This window comes from Methylocaldum sp. RMAD-M, from assembly GCF_017832375.1.
Lineage (GTDB): Bacteria > Pseudomonadota > Gammaproteobacteria > Methylococcales > Methylococcaceae > Methylocaldum.
On sequence record NZ_JAFIBZ010000012.1, the window covers coordinates 85,799 to 104,701 of the forward strand.

Annotated in this window: 12 protein-coding genes and 2 tRNA genes; 5 read left to right on the top strand and 9 right to left on the bottom strand. The window is 55.4% G+C overall.

Going from position 1 to position 18,903, the window contains the following annotated elements:
- Positions 1-3: 3 nt before the first annotated feature.
- On the bottom strand, positions 4-1,620 hold the full coding sequence (locus JOD69_RS13340) for a cytochrome P450 (RefSeq protein WP_086134177.1): 1,617 nt from the start codon (positions 1,618-1,620) through the stop codon (positions 4-6).
- A gap of 141 nt (positions 1,621-1,761) precedes the next feature.
- Here JOD69_RS13340 and JOD69_RS13345 point away from each other — a divergent pair, with 141 nt between their 5' ends.
- The 4 genes from JOD69_RS13345 (at position 1,762) to JOD69_RS13360 (ending at position 7,236) form a co-directional block, all read left to right on the top strand.
- Entirely contained in the window at positions 1,762-2,364 is a 603-nt protein-coding gene (locus JOD69_RS13345; RefSeq protein ID WP_077731475.1) for a hypothetical protein, read from the top strand.
- 167 nt (positions 2,365-2,531) lie between these two features.
- Positions 2,532-4,559: a 2,3-oxidosqualene cyclase gene (locus JOD69_RS13350; RefSeq protein WP_240506949.1), complete on the top strand. Its 2,028-nt coding sequence runs from the start codon at positions 2,532-2,534 to the stop codon at positions 4,557-4,559.
- A 218-nt stretch (positions 4,560-4,777) separates the two neighbouring features.
- Positions 4,778-6,130 carry an NAD(P)/FAD-dependent oxidoreductase gene (locus JOD69_RS13355; RefSeq protein WP_077731474.1) on the top strand — a complete coding sequence of 451 codons (1,353 nt, stop codon included), beginning with the start codon at positions 4,778-4,780 and terminating at the stop codon, positions 6,128-6,130.
- Between the two features lie 212 nt (positions 6,131-6,342).
- Positions 6,343-7,236 carry a DUF72 domain-containing protein gene (locus tag JOD69_RS13360; RefSeq protein WP_077731473.1) on the top strand — a complete coding sequence of 298 codons (894 nt, stop codon included), beginning with the start codon at positions 6,343-6,345 and terminating at the stop codon, positions 7,234-7,236.
- 62 nt (positions 7,237-7,298) lie between these two features.
- Here the strand turns inward: JOD69_RS13360 and JOD69_RS13365 are convergent, their stop codons facing one another.
- Positions 7,299-9,464 (bottom strand): amylo-alpha-1,6-glucosidase, encoded by a 2,166-nt coding sequence (locus JOD69_RS13365; protein WP_086134176.1) that lies wholly within the window; start codon positions 9,462-9,464, stop codon positions 7,299-7,301.
- A 27-nt stretch (positions 9,465-9,491) separates the two neighbouring features.
- Positions 9,492-10,613: a glycosyltransferase family 4 protein gene (locus tag JOD69_RS13370; protein WP_086134175.1), complete on the bottom strand. Its 1,122-nt coding sequence runs from the start codon at positions 10,611-10,613 to the stop codon at positions 9,492-9,494.
- 331 nt (positions 10,614-10,944) lie between these two features.
- On the opposite strand from JOD69_RS13370, the gene JOD69_RS13375 reads away from it, so the two are divergent.
- Positions 10,945-11,943, top strand: coding sequence for a TraB/GumN family protein (locus JOD69_RS13375; protein ID WP_210023990.1), 999 nt, complete (start codon positions 10,945-10,947; stop codon positions 11,941-11,943).
- A 16-nt stretch (positions 11,944-11,959) separates the two neighbouring features.
- On the opposite strand, the gene JOD69_RS13380 is transcribed toward JOD69_RS13375, so the two are convergent.
- From JOD69_RS13380 to clpX, 6 genes are all read right to left on the bottom strand, one after another.
- Positions 11,960-13,840 carry a SurA N-terminal domain-containing protein gene (locus JOD69_RS13380; protein ID WP_156879730.1) on the bottom strand — a complete coding sequence of 627 codons (1,881 nt, stop codon included), beginning with the start codon at positions 13,838-13,840 and terminating at the stop codon, positions 11,960-11,962.
- 109 nt (positions 13,841-13,949) lie between these two features.
- Positions 13,950-14,026, bottom strand: a tRNA-Asp gene (locus JOD69_RS13385).
- 6 nt (positions 14,027-14,032) lie between these two features.
- Positions 14,033-14,108, bottom strand: a tRNA-Val gene (locus JOD69_RS13390).
- An 11-nt stretch (positions 14,109-14,119) separates the two neighbouring features.
- Positions 14,120-14,392, bottom strand: coding sequence for an HU family DNA-binding protein (locus JOD69_RS13395; RefSeq protein ID WP_077731468.1), 273 nt, complete (start codon positions 14,390-14,392; stop codon positions 14,120-14,122).
- Between the two features lie 219 nt (positions 14,393-14,611).
- Positions 14,612-16,996, bottom strand: coding sequence for an endopeptidase La (gene lon / locus JOD69_RS13400; RefSeq protein ID WP_347257262.1), 2,385 nt, complete (start codon positions 16,994-16,996; stop codon positions 14,612-14,614).
- Between the two features lie 554 nt (positions 16,997-17,550).
- Positions 17,551-18,831 (bottom strand): ATP-dependent Clp protease ATP-binding subunit ClpX, encoded by a 1,281-nt coding sequence (gene clpX / locus JOD69_RS13405; protein WP_077731466.1) that lies wholly within the window; start codon positions 18,829-18,831, stop codon positions 17,551-17,553.
- Positions 18,832-18,903 lie beyond the last annotated feature (72 nt).

Below are 18,903 nucleotides of genomic sequence, written 5' to 3' on the forward strand. Positions count from 1 at the left end.
GAATCAGGATTCCGAGTCGTTCAGTATTCTTATCGCCTGATTCGGGCAGTATTTTTCCGCAGCCCTCGCTTTCTCGATCAGCGCCACCGATGGCCGCTCCTCGAGCACCTCAAGACGGCCTTTTTCGTCGACCAGAAAGATTTCTGGCGCTTCCGCCACGCAATGGGCATGACCCTTACATAGATCGCGGTCGACAACGATCCTAAAACGCTCGGCGATTGCGTCGTTTCGAGCACGCATAGTCTCTTTTCGGGCGCCGATCAGGGCCGAATTTTGCCGTTTCCGATAGCGGACAAGGCAAGGAGAGCCTGGCTCGACCACCATTTTTCGGTAATCGTCCCGGTAACTTTCAGGTGAGTTCACCAGTTCGAACTCATAACGCCTCAGCAGCACGCAGAAGATGGCTTTGATTTGAAACAGGGCAAAGGCGTTGCCCGAGCATTTGTGACGCCCGCCGCCGAAAGCCTGCCAGCCGAACAGGTCCCTGTCCTCGGCTCGTTCCGGCGAGTACCGGTCCGGATCGAACCGGTCGGGTTGGGGGAATAATTCCGGAATTCTGTGCGTAACGGAGGGCGCCGCGCAGACGAACTTGCCGGCCTTGATGACGTAGTCCTTGACATAAAAATCCTGCGTCACCTTGCGCATGAGAATGATCAGCGGCGGATGCAGGCGCAGAACTTCCTTGATGACGTTTTCCAGTTTGGGAAGCTGCCTCAGCGACTCGAAATCGACCGCGCCGTCAATACCGAATCGTTCCTCGATTTCAGCAATGACGGCCTTCATGTGCTCGGGGTGGCGGAGCAACTCGATCAACACCCAGGCGGTGGTTCCGGAACTGGTGTGATGGCCCGCGAAAACGGCGGCGATCAGCATGCCGGTAATCTCGTGTGCGGTCAGTTTGCTCCCGTCTTCGTAGCTCGCGTCGATCAGCATCTGGAAGACATTGGTTCGGTTCTCCGACTGCTGCGCGCGCTTTTCCATGATCTGAGACACCAATTCTTGAAGCCGCGCCCGAGCCTTGTCGCGGCGGCGGAAGACCGGCAGCGGCAGATCGGGAAAGACGTAGGCGATGGGCTGAATGCCTTGCTCCAAGTCGCGATAGATTTCGACGAACTCTCGGTTCAGCTCGTATCTAAATTCGGCTCCTAGCAAGCAATGGCTGGACGTGTAAATCGTCAGTTCCTTGGTGAACTCGAGCAGATCGATTTCGCCGGAATCGCCCCAGCGATCGAGCAGAGTCGCGACCTCGCCGACGATGATATCGGAATAGGTCCGCATGGGCTTGTCCCGGAGTGCCGGCATCAGCATTAGTAGCTGCTGGTTTTTTCTTGCGATGGGCGCGTCGAAAACCACGCCCTTGCCGAAAATCGGAGTCATGATCTTGTAGGCGGGCCCCTGGTCAAGCACCTCGTCGGGAGCGCGATAGAAAGCCTCGCTGGCTTCCGTGCCGGTCAGCAGCACCATACTTTGGTGGAAGAGCTTGAATTCGGCCACGTCTCCCAGTTGCCGGCGCAGCCGCATCATGAAAGCATGCGGATTCTTGCCGAAACTGAAAATATGCCCCGCGAGCGGGAACGCGCCCGAGAGTTTCGGGGGCTCTTTGAGTTGCCCTTTGGCCATTGCCGAGTCCTAGTCGATGGCGTTATCGTCCGCCGGTTGAAAAGATTAGTATCATGCTTCGCGATCAAGGTGTTCATGAAATCATTTTTTTCATATACATCAAACCTTATTCGTGCAAGGACTACCCCGAAAGGAGCCGAAATGCCTGCCTATCCTCGTGAAGAGCTGGAAGAAATGGTCGAACGCTGGCTTGCCGCCAATCGTCAAGCCGAGCGGGAGGGCAACTGGATCAAGCACCTCGGCGTGATGTACACCGAGGATGCGGAATACGGCTGGAACATGGGACCAAACCGAGAATTCATCGCCAGAGGCAGAAAGCAGATCGAGGAGTGGGCGCTCGGGGCGCACATGGAGGGATTCGAGAAATGGCGCTACCCCTACGAGAAAATCCTGATCGATGAAAAACAGGGCGAGGTGATCGGCATCTGGCGCCAAGTCGCGCCGGTGAAAAGGGAAGACGGCAGCGATTACGAAGTCGCCGGCATCGGCGGTTCCTGGTTCCGCTACGGCGGAGGATATCAGTGGTGCTGGCAGCGCGACTTCTTCGATCTCGGCAATGTCAAGGCGATGTTCATGGAACTGGCGGCCGACGGCAAACTGGATCTTTCCGTAAAGCAGAGGCTGAGCAAACTGGCGAAAGGTCAGCCGCTCCCCGGGGTCGCTCCCATTCATACAAGCCGAGGCATCGGCAAAAAATTGAAAGGCATTGTCGCCATGGCGCGCACGGTACTATTCGGGGTTTAGTGGAACCGTATCGAGTGACTTCGTCCGAAGCAACTAGACGCAGGAGCGATATTCCCGCACAATCAACGCGATGTAACGTATTTTTCCATGCGCCATCGATAAGCGCCCGAAGGAGACAACGTGGTCCTCGTGCTTTGCCGGTCAATGATTTGTCTTGGACAACGTTCGTGAAGCTTCAATGGAATGAAACCGCCGGCGGGCACACCGGGATGGAAACGCCCGTTCCGCCTCTCAGATGCGCGTGGGAAGCCAGCCGCCGCGCACAGCGGCGTTTGCTGGATCTGCAGCGGCCCTGCGGCGACTGGGAAGGGGAAATGGTCTGGTGCACCATGATTCTCGCCCAGGCCGTCATCGTGCGTACCATAGCGGCCCGCCCCTACAGCGACGTGGAAAAGGCACGCATCGTCATTCATTTCGAAGGTAACCAGATGAATGACGGCTCCTGGGGCATGCACCCCGAATCGCCTGGCTACGTCTTCTTTACCACTCTGGCTTATGTTGCCCTGAGGCTGCTCGGCGTTCCCGCCGATTCGCCGACGCTCGTCAAGGCGCGCCGCTGGCTGCATACCCAGCGCGATGGCGTAAAGGGTATTCCCACTTGGGGCAAGTTCTGGCTGGCCATGTTGGATCTCTATGCCTACGAGGGACTCAATGCCGTCCCGCCGGAACTTTTCTTGATGCCGGAATGGTTGCCGATACACCCGCGACATTATTACTGCCACACCCGTCAGATTTACCTCGGGATGGCCTTTCTTTGCGGCATGCGATTTCGCGCGAACCTGCCGGACACGCTACGCAGCGAATTGCGCCGGGAGCTCTACCCGGAGCCTTACGAAACCATAGATTTCGCCGCTCTGCGAGACACCCTGGCCGCGAGCGATGTCTATGTCCCCATCAGCCCGGTATTGCGCCTGATTTACAAGCTGCTAGCCGCTTACCAGCGTCGCCATAGCCGGGCGCTGCGGCGGAAAGGCCTCGACCTGTGCTTCGACCGGATACTTTACGAGCAGCGGGTTACGCGCTATCAGGGGATATCTCCCGTCAGCGGACTCCTCAACTGTCTGGCCATCTTCGCTCGCGATCCGAACCATCCGGATCTTTTGCCCAGCCTCGAAGGCGTCGAGGACTGGCGCTGGGAGGACGAGGCGGAAGGCATCCGTTATGCGGGAGCTCGCTCCAACACCTGGGATACCGCATTCGCCGTCCAGGCTCTGGTCGAGGGGCCGTCGGCTGTCGAAGGGACGGCAAAAGCGCTCGAGCGGGCTCACGATTTTCTCTGGGGTGCCCAGATGACCGAGGAGCTTCCGGATTACGACGGCGCCTGGCGGGACCCGGCACTCGGCGGCTGGTGCTTTTCCGACGGGCAACACCGTTGGCCGGTGAGCGACTGCGCAGCGGAAGCCTTGAGCGCCCTGCTCGCGCTCTACGCACATCCCGAGTACACGGTGGCGTCGCCGCTCGAGCCCGAGCGCCTCCGCCAGGGGGTGATCTTCATTCTGTCGCGGCAGAATGCGGACGGCGGTTTCGGAACCTACGAACGCCGGCGCGGCGGCAAGCTGCTCGAAATGGTCAATCCGTCCGAAATGTTCGGCCAGTGCATGACCGAACTCTCCTATATCGAGTGCACGGGATCGGCGCTGGCCGCCCTCGCGCATTACCGGAAGCATCATCCCGATTTGCCCGGCGGAGAGATCGAGCGAGCGATACGCAAGGCCGTAGCCTTCCTGCGCCGGCGTCAGCTTGCCGACGGATCCTATCCGGGATTCTGGGGCATCAATCACACCTATGCCATATATCACGCGACCAAGGGGCTGCGGGCGGCCGGCGTGTCCGCCTCGGACCCGGCACTTCAGTCGGCCGCCCTCTGGCTGGTCCGGAAGCAGCGGCCCGATGGCGGCTGGGGCGAGCACTATTCGAGCTGTCTCCAAGGCCGCTACGTCGAGCACGAGCAAAGTCAGGTGGTCATGACGAGTTGGGCCTTGCTCGCACTGCTCGACATCCTGCCGTACGATAATGAATCGATCAAACGTGGATTCGAATGGCTGATGAGCCGGCAACTGGAGGACGGCGGTTGGCCGCGGCAGGCGGTTAACGGCGTTTTCTTCGGCTCGGCGATGTTGGATTATCGCCTCTATCACACCTACTTCCCGACTTGGGCGATGGCCCGTTATGCGCGCCTGACGAGCCCGCCATAGCCGGAGTCTTCAAGGCATTTTTTCGACTTGGCGTCGGAAGATGTAATCTTCCGGCTCAGCTCCGAAATTCGGACCGAAAGTCCGATAAAAGGCCCTCGCAAATATCAGCGGGACCTTGAAATCGCACTGCAAGGGATTGTCGTCGGTGGATTCTGTGAAGTTCAACATTCGAGGCGCAGCCCGCCCGGGCTGCTCTCACCAATTATCGGAAAAGCATTATGCAAGGACGAGTCATTTATCAGGAACATATCGATGTGCTGATCGCCGGAGGCGGCGTAGGCGGCGCAGCGGCCGCTGCGGCACTCTCGCAATTGGGATTGCGCATCTTGATCATCGAACCCGGCCCGGCCCAAGGCAGGCGCCTCGCCGGAGAGCTCATCCATCCGCCCGGCATCGATGGCCTGTGTCGTCTCGGCTTGCTGAGCGACCGATCGATGCCCGGTTCGCCGGTAAAAGGCTTCGCGATCTTCCCTGCCGATAAAGACGACCCCGCAAGCTCGGTGACCTTACGCTACGGCGAAAAGCCGGGAACTCGCCATTTGGGACGGGCGATCGAGCACCGGATCCTGAAGGATCATCTGCTGGAAACCGTACAGCGGTTTCCCGGCGTTACGGCCTGGATAGGCGCACGGGTCACACGGATAGAGGAAAATCCCGACGGGTCGTTCACGGCGATGGTACGAAGTAACGACGGCGAGGAAATACGAATTCGCCCTCAGTTATTCCTCGGCGCCGATGGACCGATGTCCAGAGTGCGCAAATTGATCGGAATTTCTCACGAGACTCGGCGCTATTCCGGCATGATGGGCATCGAAGTGGAAGACACCCATCTGCCCAATAACGGCTACGGCAATATCTTTCTGAATTCCGCCGGCGTCGCCTATGCCTATGCGATCGGGGGAGGACGGGCAAGGGTCATGTTCGAGGTGCTGAAAGGCGCCGATTCGAAGGAATCGATCAAGACGCACCTCGGTCTCTTCCCTCCCTTGTTCAGGCTCGATATCGAACGCGTCCTGGCCACGAGCAAACCTTTGGCGGCAGCCAATTTCTGCATCGTCCCGAATGCCAGCGTACGAGGTAATGCCGCACTGGTCGGGGACGCGAGAGGCTGCTGCCATCCGCTGACCGCTTCGGGGATTACTGCGGCGGTAAAGGATGCGCTGATCTTGCGGGATGCGCTTAGCGAGTCGAATCTCGATATCGCAACGGCCCTGCGACGTTATTCTCGCCGCTGCGGCCGTCTTGAATTGACCCGGCGCACCCTGGCGGAAGAACTGCGCGAAGCGTTTCTGGCCCAGACGCCCGAGGCGTTACTGCTCAGAGAATGCATCTTTTCCTACTGGCGCACCAGCGATAAGGCATGCGTTCGGTCCATGGCGCTACTTTCCACGGTGGACACTAGTATTTTTTCTCTGGCCACCCAGTATGGGACGGTTGCGCTGCAGGCCTTCCGCCTGTTGCCGCGTTGGTTTTTCGAAAAAACCGTCGTCGATTGGCACAGGGGAGTGCTCAGGCTGGTACACAAGAGCCTTGCCTTTCAATATGCCGCGATCCGCCAATGGTTATATTGATAGTCAGGATCATGGCATCCGGAATAATGGCAGCGCGGCATTGAGCAAAATCGCGCCGCCTCGGCGCCGAAGGGATGACTTTCCACCGGAATACTTGTCGAAATATCGAGATACCTGCTTCAGCCGACATTACCGCATTTCGGTAAAAGCGGATATTTGCTGTCGTATGCCGTAATTGGCGCGACTCATGCCATTCAAAGTCGAGGGAAGCGATGATTCTGGTAGGCACCGCCTCTTGGGCCGACAAAAATCTGATCGACTCCGGCTTGTTCTATCCGGCCCACATCAAGACGCCTGCGGATCGGCTGGGTTATTACGCCAGTCAGTTTCCTCTGGTCGAGGTCGACAGCAGCTATTATGCCCTGCCCTCGGAGCGGAATGCGGCCCTATGGGTCGAACGGACTCCGCCGGGCTTTGTATTCGATGTCAAAAGCTTTCGGCTGTTCACGCAACATCAAACGCCGCCGAAAGTGCTTCCAGTGGATATTCGTGCAGCCCTGGGGCCGGTCGAAAAAAAGAACATTTATTATGGCGACCTGCCAGAGGAACTCCGCGGCGAACTCTGGTCACGGTTTCGCTCAGCCCTTAAACCTTTAAAACATGCAGGCAAGCTTGGCGTCGTACTGTTTCAGTTTCCGCCGTGGTTCGTCTATCGGCAAAGCAATCTCGAGCATATCGCCGCTTGCGCCCGAGTAATGGAAGGATTTCGCATTGCCGTGGAATTCCGTCATCGATCCTGGTTTGACGATAGGCATCGCGAGGACGTGCTCGAATTCGAACGGAGCCGGGGATTGACGCACGTCGTCGTGGATGAGCCGCAGGGATTTGCCAGCAGCATTCCTTCGGTTTGGGAAACCACCTCCCCGGAAATAGCGGTGGTCCGCATGCACGGCCGAAACCGCGAGACCTGGAGTCAGAAAGGGCTCGAGTCGTCCGCCGATCGCTTCAACTATCTCTATTCGGCCGACGAATTGCAGGAATTGGCGGGGTCCATCGAGAAGCTCGCCGCAAAGGCGCGAGAAACACACGTCATTTTCAATAACAATTTCGGAAACTTCGCACAACATAATGCCGGAGAGCTGAAGCAGCTTCTGGCTAGGCCCTAAATTCGGTGTATTAGCCGCCCACTGTTGTGGTTAAACTTCCGTCGGGATGCGAGGCATCCGCATCAGACCACGACGGTCACTTCGATATCGCCTTCCTTGCGTTCTACATTGATGCCCACATCGTGGGCATGGCGAGTCAAGGCTAAGTCAATGACGCCATCGTCAAAACGCAAGTTGCTGATCCTGAGCCAGTTGAGATAATTCGGGAGTCGCGGATGATAAAACCTGATCTGCGGTTTTTCGGGTGAAAAGCTCAAGCCGAGACAGCCTTGCAAGAGCTGAAATACCGCTCCGCTGGCCCAGGCCTGCGGAGAACAGGCTACCGGATAGAGAGTTGGGCCTTGCCCCGGAAGCCTGGAGAACCCACAGAAAAGCTCAGGCAAGCGATGCAAGTCGAGAAACACGGCGGCCTCGAACAAACCGGTCAAAATCTTCAAGGATTTGTCTTTGAAACCGTAACGCGCCAGGCCCATGGCCGCGATGGCGGTATCGTGGGGCCAAACCGAACCGTTGTGATACGCCATCGGATTGTAGCGGCTCTGCCCCTCTGCGACCGTGCGAATTCCCCATCCATTGAAGGATTCCACCGCCAACAGCGTCTCGGCGGTGCGACGAGCATAATCGGGAGCCGCAATCCCGCTGAATAAGGCATGGCCTGCGTTAGACGTTCGCACCGCACAACAGCGTTTGTCGCCGTCCAGTGCGAGCGCAAATGTATCGAGTTCGTCAAGCCAAAATGCCTCATTAAAGCGTTTTTTCAGCGCTGCAGCCTCCTGCCGCAGCCGCTGCGCCCATTTTCCCCGGCCGAGCAATTCGGCCAGTTCGGCCGCCAGCAGTTTAGCTTCATAGACGTATCCCTGCACCTCGCAAAGCGCGACCGGTGCCGGCGCCAGGTTTCCGTCGGCGTGAAATACCGAGTCGTTGGAGTCCTTCCAGCCCTGCTGTATCAACCCGTTTGCGCTATGTCGGGCGTATTCCACAAAGCTGTCGCCGTCCCAATCGCCATGATGATCGATCCAGTCCAGGGCTCTTTCGATGTGAGGCCAAATCGTTTCCATGAAAGCCCGGTCGCCGGTACGCCGATAATAGTGGCCGGCAAGAACGATAAAGAGCGGCGTGGCGTCCACCGTACCGTAGTAACGCTTAAACGGAATTTCTCCTAAAGCGGCCATTTCTCCGGATCTCGCTTCATGAAGAATCTTGCCGGGTTCGGCATCGCGTTCGGGTTCCAAGGATTCAGCCTGGGTCGCGGCAAGATAGGTGATTACGCCCTTCGCGAGTTGCGGCCGAACCCACAGCGTCTGCAACGCGGTGATGATGCCGTCGCGACCGAAAGGCGTGCTGAACCACGGGACTCCGGCGTAAGGATAAGGTCCATGAGACGTTTCCGTGACCAGCATATCGAGATCGGCGGCAGACCGGCCGAGCCAATCGTTGAACTGTTCATTCGAAGTCACGATGTGGGCGACGCTCGACCGGGAGGCTGCAGTGTCCGCCCCTATCCTATCGATCGCTTGGTAATAATCACCCTGCGATACGCTCGCATCGTCGCAAGCGCAGCTTACCGAGACGTGCAGATGAATCTCGTCGCGTATTCCCAACCGAAGCGCTGTGCTACAACTCGAGGCATTGAGCTGATCGGGTCGCCAATGGAATTGGATGTGAGTTCGGCGCATTTCGCCGTCCAATCCGCGATAACCGAGTATCGCGGCATCGTCCTTGATGTCCGGCGTCAGCATTGTTCCTCGGGCCGGTCGATGGACACCGCGCACTTCGAATATATCGCGATAATCGGCAGCGAACCGAAACTCGACGTTCAAATTTACCGTTCGATCGCCGTAGTTGACCAAACGCAAATGCTCATGCCTAGCCTGGCTTAACAACACCACCGATCGGAACACGTGCACGCTGCCTCTCGGGATGACTAGGACTTCGCTCTCATAGAGATCGGGCATGGTCATGTCGACCGCCAGCAAACTGTTGTCTTTCTTGATGGTGGAATTGAGCAAGAAGGGGCGTTGTCCGTTGATTCGCAGCTCCAGGTGAGAAAGATAGCGTGTCCCGCCTTGGTAAAGTCCCTGCTCGCTCGAACTCACCTGATAAATATCGCCGTGACGATCGAAGATACCGAACATATCTTCCGCTTTTAAGACTCGAGAGGGTTCATCGCCCCGTGGTGCGGTGGCAGCGACATACCACTGGTTTTCGGTGGAAGCCGGATCGTCCATGGATCACCCGTTCGAGGAATCGAAAAACTAGATCGTTTGCTTGCCCAGCATAGAAAGGCGACCGAGGTCCTTCTCGATGACGTCCATACCGAGAACCTTTAGCGCTGGAGAGACTTTCTGCTTACACTTTTCACCGAGCTGTCGGTAGATCTGAATATAGTCGCTCGCCATGCGGCGGGCGGAAAAGCGATTTTCGAACGCCTGTCGACACATTGCCCGATTGATCTCGCCTACCCGTTCGACTGCCGATACCGCTTGGTGAAGATTCTCGACAACGAAACCTGTCGTTCCGTGCCGCATAACTTCCGGCACCGAACCGTTCCTGAAGGCGATCACAGGCGTACCGCAAGCCATCGCCTCGATCATCACGAGCCCGAAAGGTTCCGGCCAATCGATGGGAAAAAGCAAGGCGTAAGCATTGCCGAGCAGCTCATTCTTTTCTCGCTCGTTGACTTCGCCGATGAACTCCACCAAAGGATGATTGAGAAGGGTCTTGATCTCCTGGTCGAAATATTCGCGGTCGGCCTTATCGACTTTCGCTGCGATCTTGAGCGGCATGCCGGCACGAATTGCAATTTCGATCGCTCGGTCGACGCGCTTTTCCGGGGAAATACGCCCCAAGAATGCCAGATAAGTGCCCGGCTCGGCACGGAACGTATAAAGCTCCTCCGGCAATCCGTGATAAACCGTAGCTACCCAATTCCCCCAACCGACCGGCGTGCGTTGGTAATCCGAAATGGAGATCAACGGCATGTCCCGAAAGGCTTCGAGGAGGGCATCTAACTCTCTGATGTCCAAGCGTCCGTGTAAGGTGGTAACGTGCGGGGTCGAGCATTCGCGAAATACCGGAAAATGAAGGCAACCGGTATGAAAGTGAATGACATCGAATTCACTGGCCGCTCTGCACACCCGATCCAACATCAAGAGATGGGGTAGTAACGGATCTAGTACATCTTGGTCGAGACGCAGTGCCTTGGAAACAATCGGCTCGAGCTTGGCGCTCGTCTCCGAATCAGCACTGGCGAAGAGCGTAACATCATGTCCGGCGCCTACTAGCTCTTCGGTAAGATAATGCACGATGCGCTCGGTGCCGCCATAAAGTTTTGGCGGTATGCTCTCATACAAAGGCGCTACCTGCGCGATTTTCATACTCCTCCTTATACGCTGTTCACGTCCGGGCTGGCAGCAAGAGCGCCACCAGAGTTCGTCGTTTGCGCTATTAATTTTTGATCGAAACCGGGACTCAAGAGTTCACCATAGTGGCTCATCATCGAGACTCAAGACACGCGACGGCTACATCCCGCCCTCAACGGAGCGACGGTTCACGTGACCAGGTCGGTCTTTCCGTCACAACATACCTTCGCCCCGTCTTCGTCTCCCGTACTTTGGTCAAAAATTGTCAAGCTGGGCACTTGAGCTACATTTGGGGTGTCATCGAATCGCTTCGCCGACCTTTTGATCACTGGGAAAAATGACGCCTATGTTCCATCTTGTAACCCGCTCCAACCTATTGGTCTTCGCGCTCGCGTTGCTGCCGACCTCGGTATTCGCCGATGTCTATAAGTGTCTGGATCAGAAAGATAAGGTCTTTTATCAAGACCGACCATGTCAGGAGTTGACGTCGGCTCAACTGCCGCCCGGCTTGTCTCAACTAACAGCCAGCGATAACAAGCCGCACTTTCTTTGGAAGGCGACAACTGCGGAAGGCACGGTCTACCTCATGGGCGCCCTTCCTTATGGCGCGAGCGATATGTATCCCCTCCCGGAAGCGATAACGGACGCCCTCTCGGGGTCGGATGTGCTGATCGTCGGAGCCGATGTCGCTGCGCTGCCTCCGGCCGAACTACTTCCCATCGCCGCAAACCGAGGCGCGTACACGGACAATTCCGATTTAAGAGACCACATCAAAGCCGCCACCTGGGAAAGAGTGCTCAAGCTCTCTAAGGCTTTGGGCATGGCAGAGGAAACGATTCTCACCCAGAAGCCATGGATGGCGTCACTGAGTTTGATGAGCCTAGCCGCTAAACAGGCGGGCTATACGCAAGAGCTCAGCATCGAAAAAGGCTTTGTCAAGGATGCGCAGATGCGAAAGCCGGTACTTCAATTAGACTCGGTAGATGAACAAGCGAAACTGTTGGATGGCTTGTCCGAGATTGAACAGGAGCAAATACTCCTGCAATCGCTAAATGAGATTGAACGTGGGGACGACTATTTCAAATCGATGATCGAAGCCTGGACGAGCGGAGATTCCTCGACCGTTGAGCTGATCGTGCGTCGCCGCTTCGATAGTCTTCCGGCTTCGGACAAGCTCTTTAAGCTCTTGTTCACCGATCGAAGCGCAGCGATGGCGGAGAAAATCGGGGAATTGGCGGCCGATGGTAGGACTTATTTCGTTGTCTTGGAAGCCGGCCACCTGGTCGGTGAACACGGCCTCCTAAACCTGTTGCAATCGAAAGGCTTCAAAATTTCGCAGCTATAGCTCGAATCGATCCGGATCAGTTTTCAGCCTCGGGCTTGACGTAAACATCGGCGAGTTCACGTAATTGTGCCACAAAGGACGAAAATTCGCGCTGCGCGGCGTTTTTGGCGAGGAACTGGCGAGCAGCGTCCGCTTCCTTGGGATCTCCTTGCGAAGCGCCATCCTTGACGGCGATCAGCTTAAAGACGACTTGATCGCCGTTTTCAAGTTCCACCGTTGAGATAACGGGCTGCTCGGCTGACGGTCGAGCAGCCTTGAATACGGCATTCGTCAGCACTGGCGGTACATTTTTTGCATCGCGGCGCAGATTCGACTCCTTGGAAACCTGCATACCGTGCTCTTTGGCCAAACCCGTAAGCGGAGCACCCTGCTGCGCTTGGCGCAAAAGTTCTTCCGCTTGCTTGCGGGTCTCCTGTCTTGCGTCCTCGGCACGTAATTTGCCAACGATATCTTCCTTCACTTCTGCGAGGGGCTTATCGGACGCCGGTTGATGGTCTTTTATCCGCAAAACGACTGCTTTCTCGCTCCCCAATTCGACCGGATCGCTGTTCCGTCCGTTCAGAACGTCCTCACTGAACGCGGCTGCTCTTACCGTGGACTCGGCGGCGATACCGTCTCCTGCCTCACGCGTAAAGTATCCGGTGCTCTCGATTTTCAGATTGAGGGCTTTCGCGGCCGGCTCCAGACTGTCGGGATGTTCATAGCTGAGCTCCGTCAGCGTTTGTCCCTGTTCGTAAAACTTGTTTTCTGCCGCATTGCGCTGGAACGTTTTCAGCAGTTCGTCTTTTACTTCCTCGAATGGCTTGACCTTAGCCGGAGACAACTCGGTTACTTTGATCAAGTGATAGCCGAAAGATGTTTTGACAGGCTTGGATAACTCACCCTGCTTCAAAGCAAATGCCGCATCGGCAAAATTTTGCTCCATGGCTCCCTTGGTAATGAAACCCAAGTCGCCGCCGTTCTGAGCGGATACCGGGTCATCCGACGTTTCCTTTGCGGCCTTAGCGAAATCTTCGCCCTTAGCCAAACGGTCTTGAATCTGATTGATCTTGGCCAAAGCCGCCTGCTCGGCGGCTTCACCGCCTTCCGAATCGACCGCGACTAGGATATGGCTGACCTTGCGCCTTTCTTCGGACGCGAAACCAGACTTCTGCTCTTCATACAGATTGCGCAGGTCGTCTTCGGTGACTTGGGTCTCCTTCGCGATATCGTCAAGACGAACGGCGATGTACTCGATCGATACACGCTCGGGATTTTGGTAAGCCTGAAGATGTTTCCGATAGTAATCTTCGATTTCCGCATCGGAAATAGTGCGAGCCGATTTCTTCAAAGGTATTTTGAGATATTCGACCTCACGCTCCTGATTTCTGAGCCGAAAGAGCGAAGCGATTTGATTCGGGGTTACAAATGCGCTGTCAAGCAATCCGCGCTGGTATTGCTCCATCAACAAAGCTCTTCTGACCTGCGCAACGAATTGGGCAGAACTCAAGCCCTGAGATGACAGCATGATGTTGTATTTTTCCTTATCAAACTTGCCTTCGGTTTGAAAATAAGGGAGCGTCTGGATGAAGTCGCGCACGGCGCTGTCGCTGACGGCAAGGTCCTTAGCCTCCGCATTTTGCGCAATGATTTCTTCTCGAATCAGCCGCTCTAAAGCTTCATGTTTGAGCTGCCTATCGTCGACCTCCGCCAAACCCACCAGATTCGCAAGACTCTGCTGATAGGCCTGGTTTACCTCGCGCTCAAAAATATCCCTGTCACCGACGACAGCCAGTGGCTGCTCCTTGCCGGAATCCAGATAATTCTGAATTCCCCATAGAGCGAACGGCACACCGACAAGAATCAACATTACCCATGCGAAGATACCTTGGGCACGATCACGAATCGCTTGAAGCATATGCAGAACCTGATACGGCTTTAAGAGCAATCATTAAACGAAAAGACAGGCAGCCCCCTGCCCTCAAAAAAAAAACCCGCTGCCTCAGGGGCGCGGGTTTTTTGAAATTTGGCGGAGCGGACGGGGCTCGAACCCGCGACCCCCGGCGTGACAGGCCGGTATTCTGACCAACTGAACTACCGCTCCAATTTATGGTGGGTGCTGTAGGGATCGAACCTACGACCCTCGCCTTGTAAGGGCGATGCTCTCCCAGCTGAGCTAAGCACCCTAAAGAGTCGACTAGCTTACAGCATCTTTAAGTGCTTTACCAGCCTTGAATGAGGGAATTTTTGCAGCTTTGATGGTAATCGTGTTTCCCGTCTGCGGATTACGGCCTTGACGCTCGGCACGCTCTTTAACCCCAAAGGAACCAAAACCCACGAGTGAAACGGTTTCGCCGTTTTTTAAAGCTATCGTGATAGCGTCAATCATACCGTCGAGTGCGCGCCCGGCATCGGCCTTCGTCAGGTCCGCCGACTTAGCGATCGCATCAATTAGTTCCGCTTTATTCATTCTTTCCCCCTTTGATCGATGATGTTGAATCTAAGTTCTTCACATGGCCGCAAGACTTCGTCCATTCCTATATGCTGTTGGCTACGCGTGAACTCGCCGGCCGAAATGTAGCAGTAGACAAAAAGCACTGTCAAGCCGCATAGCGTCTGGGATTCAGCGAATTTTAGCGATCCGTCGCATTTCTCTGAACACGCAAAAAGCAACTCCCTCCAATTAGGACTAATGAGCAACGATCATGCCTGCCGTACCCGTCGATTTAGTCACACCCTCGGATTCGGGAGTAACCGGCGGTTTCAACGGTTCCGGCATGTGTTTTAGTGCGGTCTCGAGGACTTGATCGATAGAGCGAACCGCGACGATTTTGAGATCCTGCTTAATGTTCTTTGGAATCTCAGCCAAGTCCTTCTCGTTTTCCTGCGGAATCAAGACGGTCGAAATACCGCCCCGATGCGCCGCCAACAGTTTCTCCTTTAGCCCTCCGATGGGCAAAACCTCCCCGCGAAGCGTGATCTCGCCCGTCATGGCAACGTCCGATCTCACAGGGATTTGAGTCAATGCGGAAACCAAAGCCGTGCACATACCGATACCGGCGCTGGGACCGTCTTTGGGCGTGGCCCCTTCCGGCACGTGTATATGCACATCGTGCTTCTGATAAAACGCCGGATCGATACCCAGCGTTTCTGCTCGGCTCCGGGCTACCGTGACAGCGGTTTGTATCGACTCCTGCATGACCTCGCCGAGTTTTCCGGTATAGGTTTGCTTGCCGGTTCCGGGCATAACGACCGATTCGATGGTAAGAAGCTCGCCTCCCACCTCGGTCCAGGCCAGGCCGGTAACCTGCCCGACCTGGTCCTTCTCCTCGGCTCGTCCGTAGCGATAACGCCTGACGCCCAAAAAGTCATCCACGTTACGATGAGTCACGTTCAGTTTCTTGGTGCTCGGTTTGAGGACCAAGCTCTTGACGACCTTGCGGCAAATCTTGGCTATTTCGCGCTCAAGGCTACGAACACCGGCTTCTCGAGTATAGAAGCGGATAATATCTCGAACCGCCGATTCGGTGATATGAATTTCGCTGTCCTTAAGCCCGTTGTTCTTGACCTGCTTTGGAATCAGATAGCGCATGGCGATATTGACTTTCTCATCCTCGGTGTAGCCAGCGATGCGGATCACTTCCATGCGGTCCAGAAGCGGCGCCGGGATATTCAAAGTGTTCGCCGTTGCAATGAACATTACTTCGGACAAATCGAAATCGACCTCCAAGTAATGATCGTTGAAAGTATGGTTCTGCTCCGGGTCCAAAACTTCCAACAATGCGGCAGCAGGATCACCGCGGAAATCCATCGCCATCTTGTCGATCTCGTCGAGCATGAACATCGGATTGCGGGTCTTTACCTTGGAAAGGTTCTGCAGGATTTTACCCGGCATCGAGCCAATGTAAGTTCTGCGATGGCCGCGAATTTCGGCCTCGTCACGAACCCCGCCCAAGGCCATGCGAACGTACTTCCGGTTGGTCGCTCGAGCAATCGACTGACCGAGCGAAGTCTTGCCCACACCGGGCGGTCCAACCAAGCACAATATTGGGCCTTTTAGTTTCTTGACGCGCTGCTGAACGGCCAGATACTCGAGGATACGCTCTTTGACTTTCTCCAAACCGTAGTGCTCGGTTTCTAAAATTTCTTCGGCACGCTGCAAGTCGTGACTGATCTTGGTGCGCTTCTTCCACGGCATGTTGACCATCCAGTCGACGTAATTCCTGACTACCGTAGCCTCGGCAGACATCGGCGACATCAACTTGAGCTTGTTCAACTCCGTCTCGGCTTTGGTACGAGCCGCCTCAGGCATGCCGGCCTTTTCGATTTTGCGCGATAGCTCCTCGAATTCGTTCGGCACATCGTCCATTTCCCCCAACTCCTTCTGGATGGCCTTCATTTGCTCGTTCAAGTAATACTCGCGCTGATTTTTTTCCATCTGCTGCTTGACCCGCCCGCGGATACGCTTCTCCATCTCCAGCATATCCACCTCGCCTTCCATGAGCGTCATCAAACGCTCCAACCTGGCCGTCACATCGCTCATCTCCAGAATCGACTGCTTGTCTTCGATTTTGATGGTCATATGTGCGGCGATGGTATCCGCCAACCGGCTCGGGTCGTCGATGCCGGCAAGCGAATTCAACACTTCGGGCGGTATCCGCTTATTGAGCTTGACGTAATGATCGAAGGTGTTGATGGCGGTGCGCATCAACACATCGATTTCTTGATCGGTGATGTTGATCTCGTCCAGCTGCGGCGAAACTACGGCTACGTAGTGCTTGTCGGCGACACGGTACTTATCGACGTTGCAGCGCTCGCTACCCTCGACGAGCACTTTCACAGTGCCGTCCGGAAGCTTCAGCAATTGCAGGATGTTAGATAAAGTGCCGATCTGGTACAGGTCATCGAAGCTGGGATCATCCAGTTCGGCTTCTTTCTGCGCTACGAGCAAGATTTGTTTGTTGTCCCGCATGGCAGAGTCTAGGGCCAGAATCGACTTCTCTCTGCCGACGAAGAGCGGTATGACCATGTGGGGATAGACTACGACGTCCCGTAAGGGAAGCACCGGTACCATCTTTTCCGGCTTTGCACGATTTTCAAGCGAGGTATTTTCCATTAGCCACCCATGGATATTAGTGAGTACGCGTTGTTACTGAGTATATAGGTAAGCTTCGGGCAAAAAACAAGACTAAGCCCGATAAAATCGGGGACTATTTGATTTGGCCAAAAACTTCAGATGAAGAGATCAGCAAAAATTCTGCGATCCCGTCCGGGTAAGTACGAAAAACTACTTAGATGCGAATGTATCGTCGAGATTCCCGAATCCGAACGATTTTCTATACAAAATGCGTAGATCAATGCGCGGTGACGCTTACGCGCTGAAATAAGCGACCGCTACCATTAGGATCAGTGAATGCAAACAGGTGTTTGTGCCGACAGGCGAGCAAGAACGCAAATTCAACTTGAAGGCTGCCCTAACGAGCTTTAAGACTGAGAAGCTATCAGCCATTAGTCAGACAGTGAAGTTCGGCCATCGATCAAGATCTGAAAATTGGCCGCATAACAAAACCCTGAATCGGCTACCGACGCCCGCTCGCCGCAAGGCATCGATAGCACTCGAAAGATATTTCACTCTACCGAAGCGCAGTGCTTTTCTTCGGTTTGATAAATCAGATACGGGTCCGATTCGCCGCGAATAACCTTTTCATCGATCACAACTTTGGAAACATGTTCGGCGGAAGGCAATTCGTACATCGTATCCAGCAACACGTGTTCGAGAATCGTTCGCAGACCGCGTGCGCCGGTTTTCCGTTCCATTGCCCTTCGCGCGATCACCCGCAAGGCGTCCTCGCGAATCTCCAGATCGCAACCCTCCATCTCGAACAACTTCTTGTATTGTTTGACCAGAGCATTTTTCGGTTCGGTCAGAATTTGAACCAATGCCTGCTCATCCAATTCTTCCAGAGTCGCCACCACCGGCAAACGACCGACAAACTCCGGAATCAGGCCGTATTTGATCAGGTCCTCCGCCTCCACGTCCGCCAAAACTTCGCCGACATTGCGGCGTTCGTCCTTGGTCTTGACCTCCGCGGAAAAACCGATGCCGCCCTTTTCGGAGCGTGAACGAATGATTTTTTCCAGTCCGGCGAACGCTCCGCCGCAGATGAAGAGGATATTCGCCGTATTGACCTGCAAAAATTCTTGCTGAGGGTGTTTGCGTCCGCCTTGTGGCGGTACCGAGGCCACAGTGCCCTCGATCAACTTCAGCAGAGCCTGCTGCACACCTTCACCGGACACGTCGCGGGTGATCGAGGGATTATCCGACTTACGGGAAATCTTATCGATCTCGTCGATATAGACGATACCGGACTCTGCCTTCTCCACGTCGTAATCGCATTTCTGCAAGATCTTTTGGATGATGTTTTCGACATCTTCCCCGACGTAACCCGCCTCGGTCAGCGTCGTCGCGTCGGCGATCGTGAACGGCACGTCCAACAGCCGGGCGAGCGTCTCGGCAAGCAAGGTCTTTCCCGATCCGGTTGGGCCGATCAAGAGGATATTGCTCTTGGCCAGCTCGACATCGTTCTTCTTCAGGTGGTTATGCACCCGGAGCCGCTTATAGTGGTTGTAGACCGCAACCGACAAGATCCTCTTGGCTTTCTCCTGGCCAATGACATACTCGTCGAGTACGGCCTTGATCTCTTTCGGTTTGGGCAACTTATCTACGCTAGCGGCAACATTTTCCTGAAGCTCCTCGCGAATAATATCGTTGCACAACTCGACACATTCGTCACAGACGAACACAGCCGGACCGGCAATGAGCTTTCTGACCTCATGCTGGCTTTTTCCGCAAAACGAGCAGTAAAGAAGTTTCCCGCCCCCGTCTTTGCCGTGCTTATCATCACTCATCGCAAACCTCTTATTCGTCAGATGACTGTTGTAGCAACCTACGCGAACCAACCGCTACCGGCATACGTCCAC

Coding starts and splice junctions, on each gene's coding strand:
- JOD69_RS13340 (WP_086134177.1), bottom strand. CDS start 1,620: ATGGCCAAAGGGCAACTCAAAGAGCCCCCGAAACTCTCGGGCGCGTTC.
- JOD69_RS13345 (WP_077731475.1), top strand. CDS start 1,762: ATGCCTGCCTATCCTCGTGAAGAGCTGGAAGAAATGGTCGAACGCTGG.
- JOD69_RS13355 (WP_077731474.1), top strand. CDS start 4,778: ATGCAAGGACGAGTCATTTATCAGGAACATATCGATGTGCTGATCGCC.
- JOD69_RS13360 (WP_077731473.1), top strand. CDS start 6,343: ATGATTCTGGTAGGCACCGCCTCTTGGGCCGACAAAAATCTGATCGAC.
- JOD69_RS13365 (WP_086134176.1), bottom strand. CDS start 9,464: ATGGACGATCCGGCTTCCACCGAAAACCAGTGGTATGTCGCTGCCACC.
- JOD69_RS13370 (WP_086134175.1), bottom strand. CDS start 10,613: ATGAAAATCGCGCAGGTAGCGCCTTTGTATGAGAGCATACCGCCAAAA.
- JOD69_RS13375 (WP_210023990.1), top strand. CDS start 10,945: ATGTTCCATCTTGTAACCCGCTCCAACCTATTGGTCTTCGCGCTCGCG.
- JOD69_RS13380 (WP_156879730.1), bottom strand. CDS start 13,840: ATGCTTCAAGCGATTCGTGATCGTGCCCAAGGTATCTTCGCATGGGTA.
- JOD69_RS13395 (WP_077731468.1), bottom strand. CDS start 14,392: ATGAATAAAGCGGAACTAATTGATGCGATCGCTAAGTCGGCGGACCTG.
- lon (WP_347257262.1), bottom strand. CDS start 16,996: ATGGTACCGGTGCTTCCCTTACGGGACGTCGTAGTCTATCCCCACATG.
- clpX (WP_077731466.1), bottom strand. CDS start 18,831: ATGAGTGATGATAAGCACGGCAAAGACGGGGGCGGGAAACTTCTTTAC.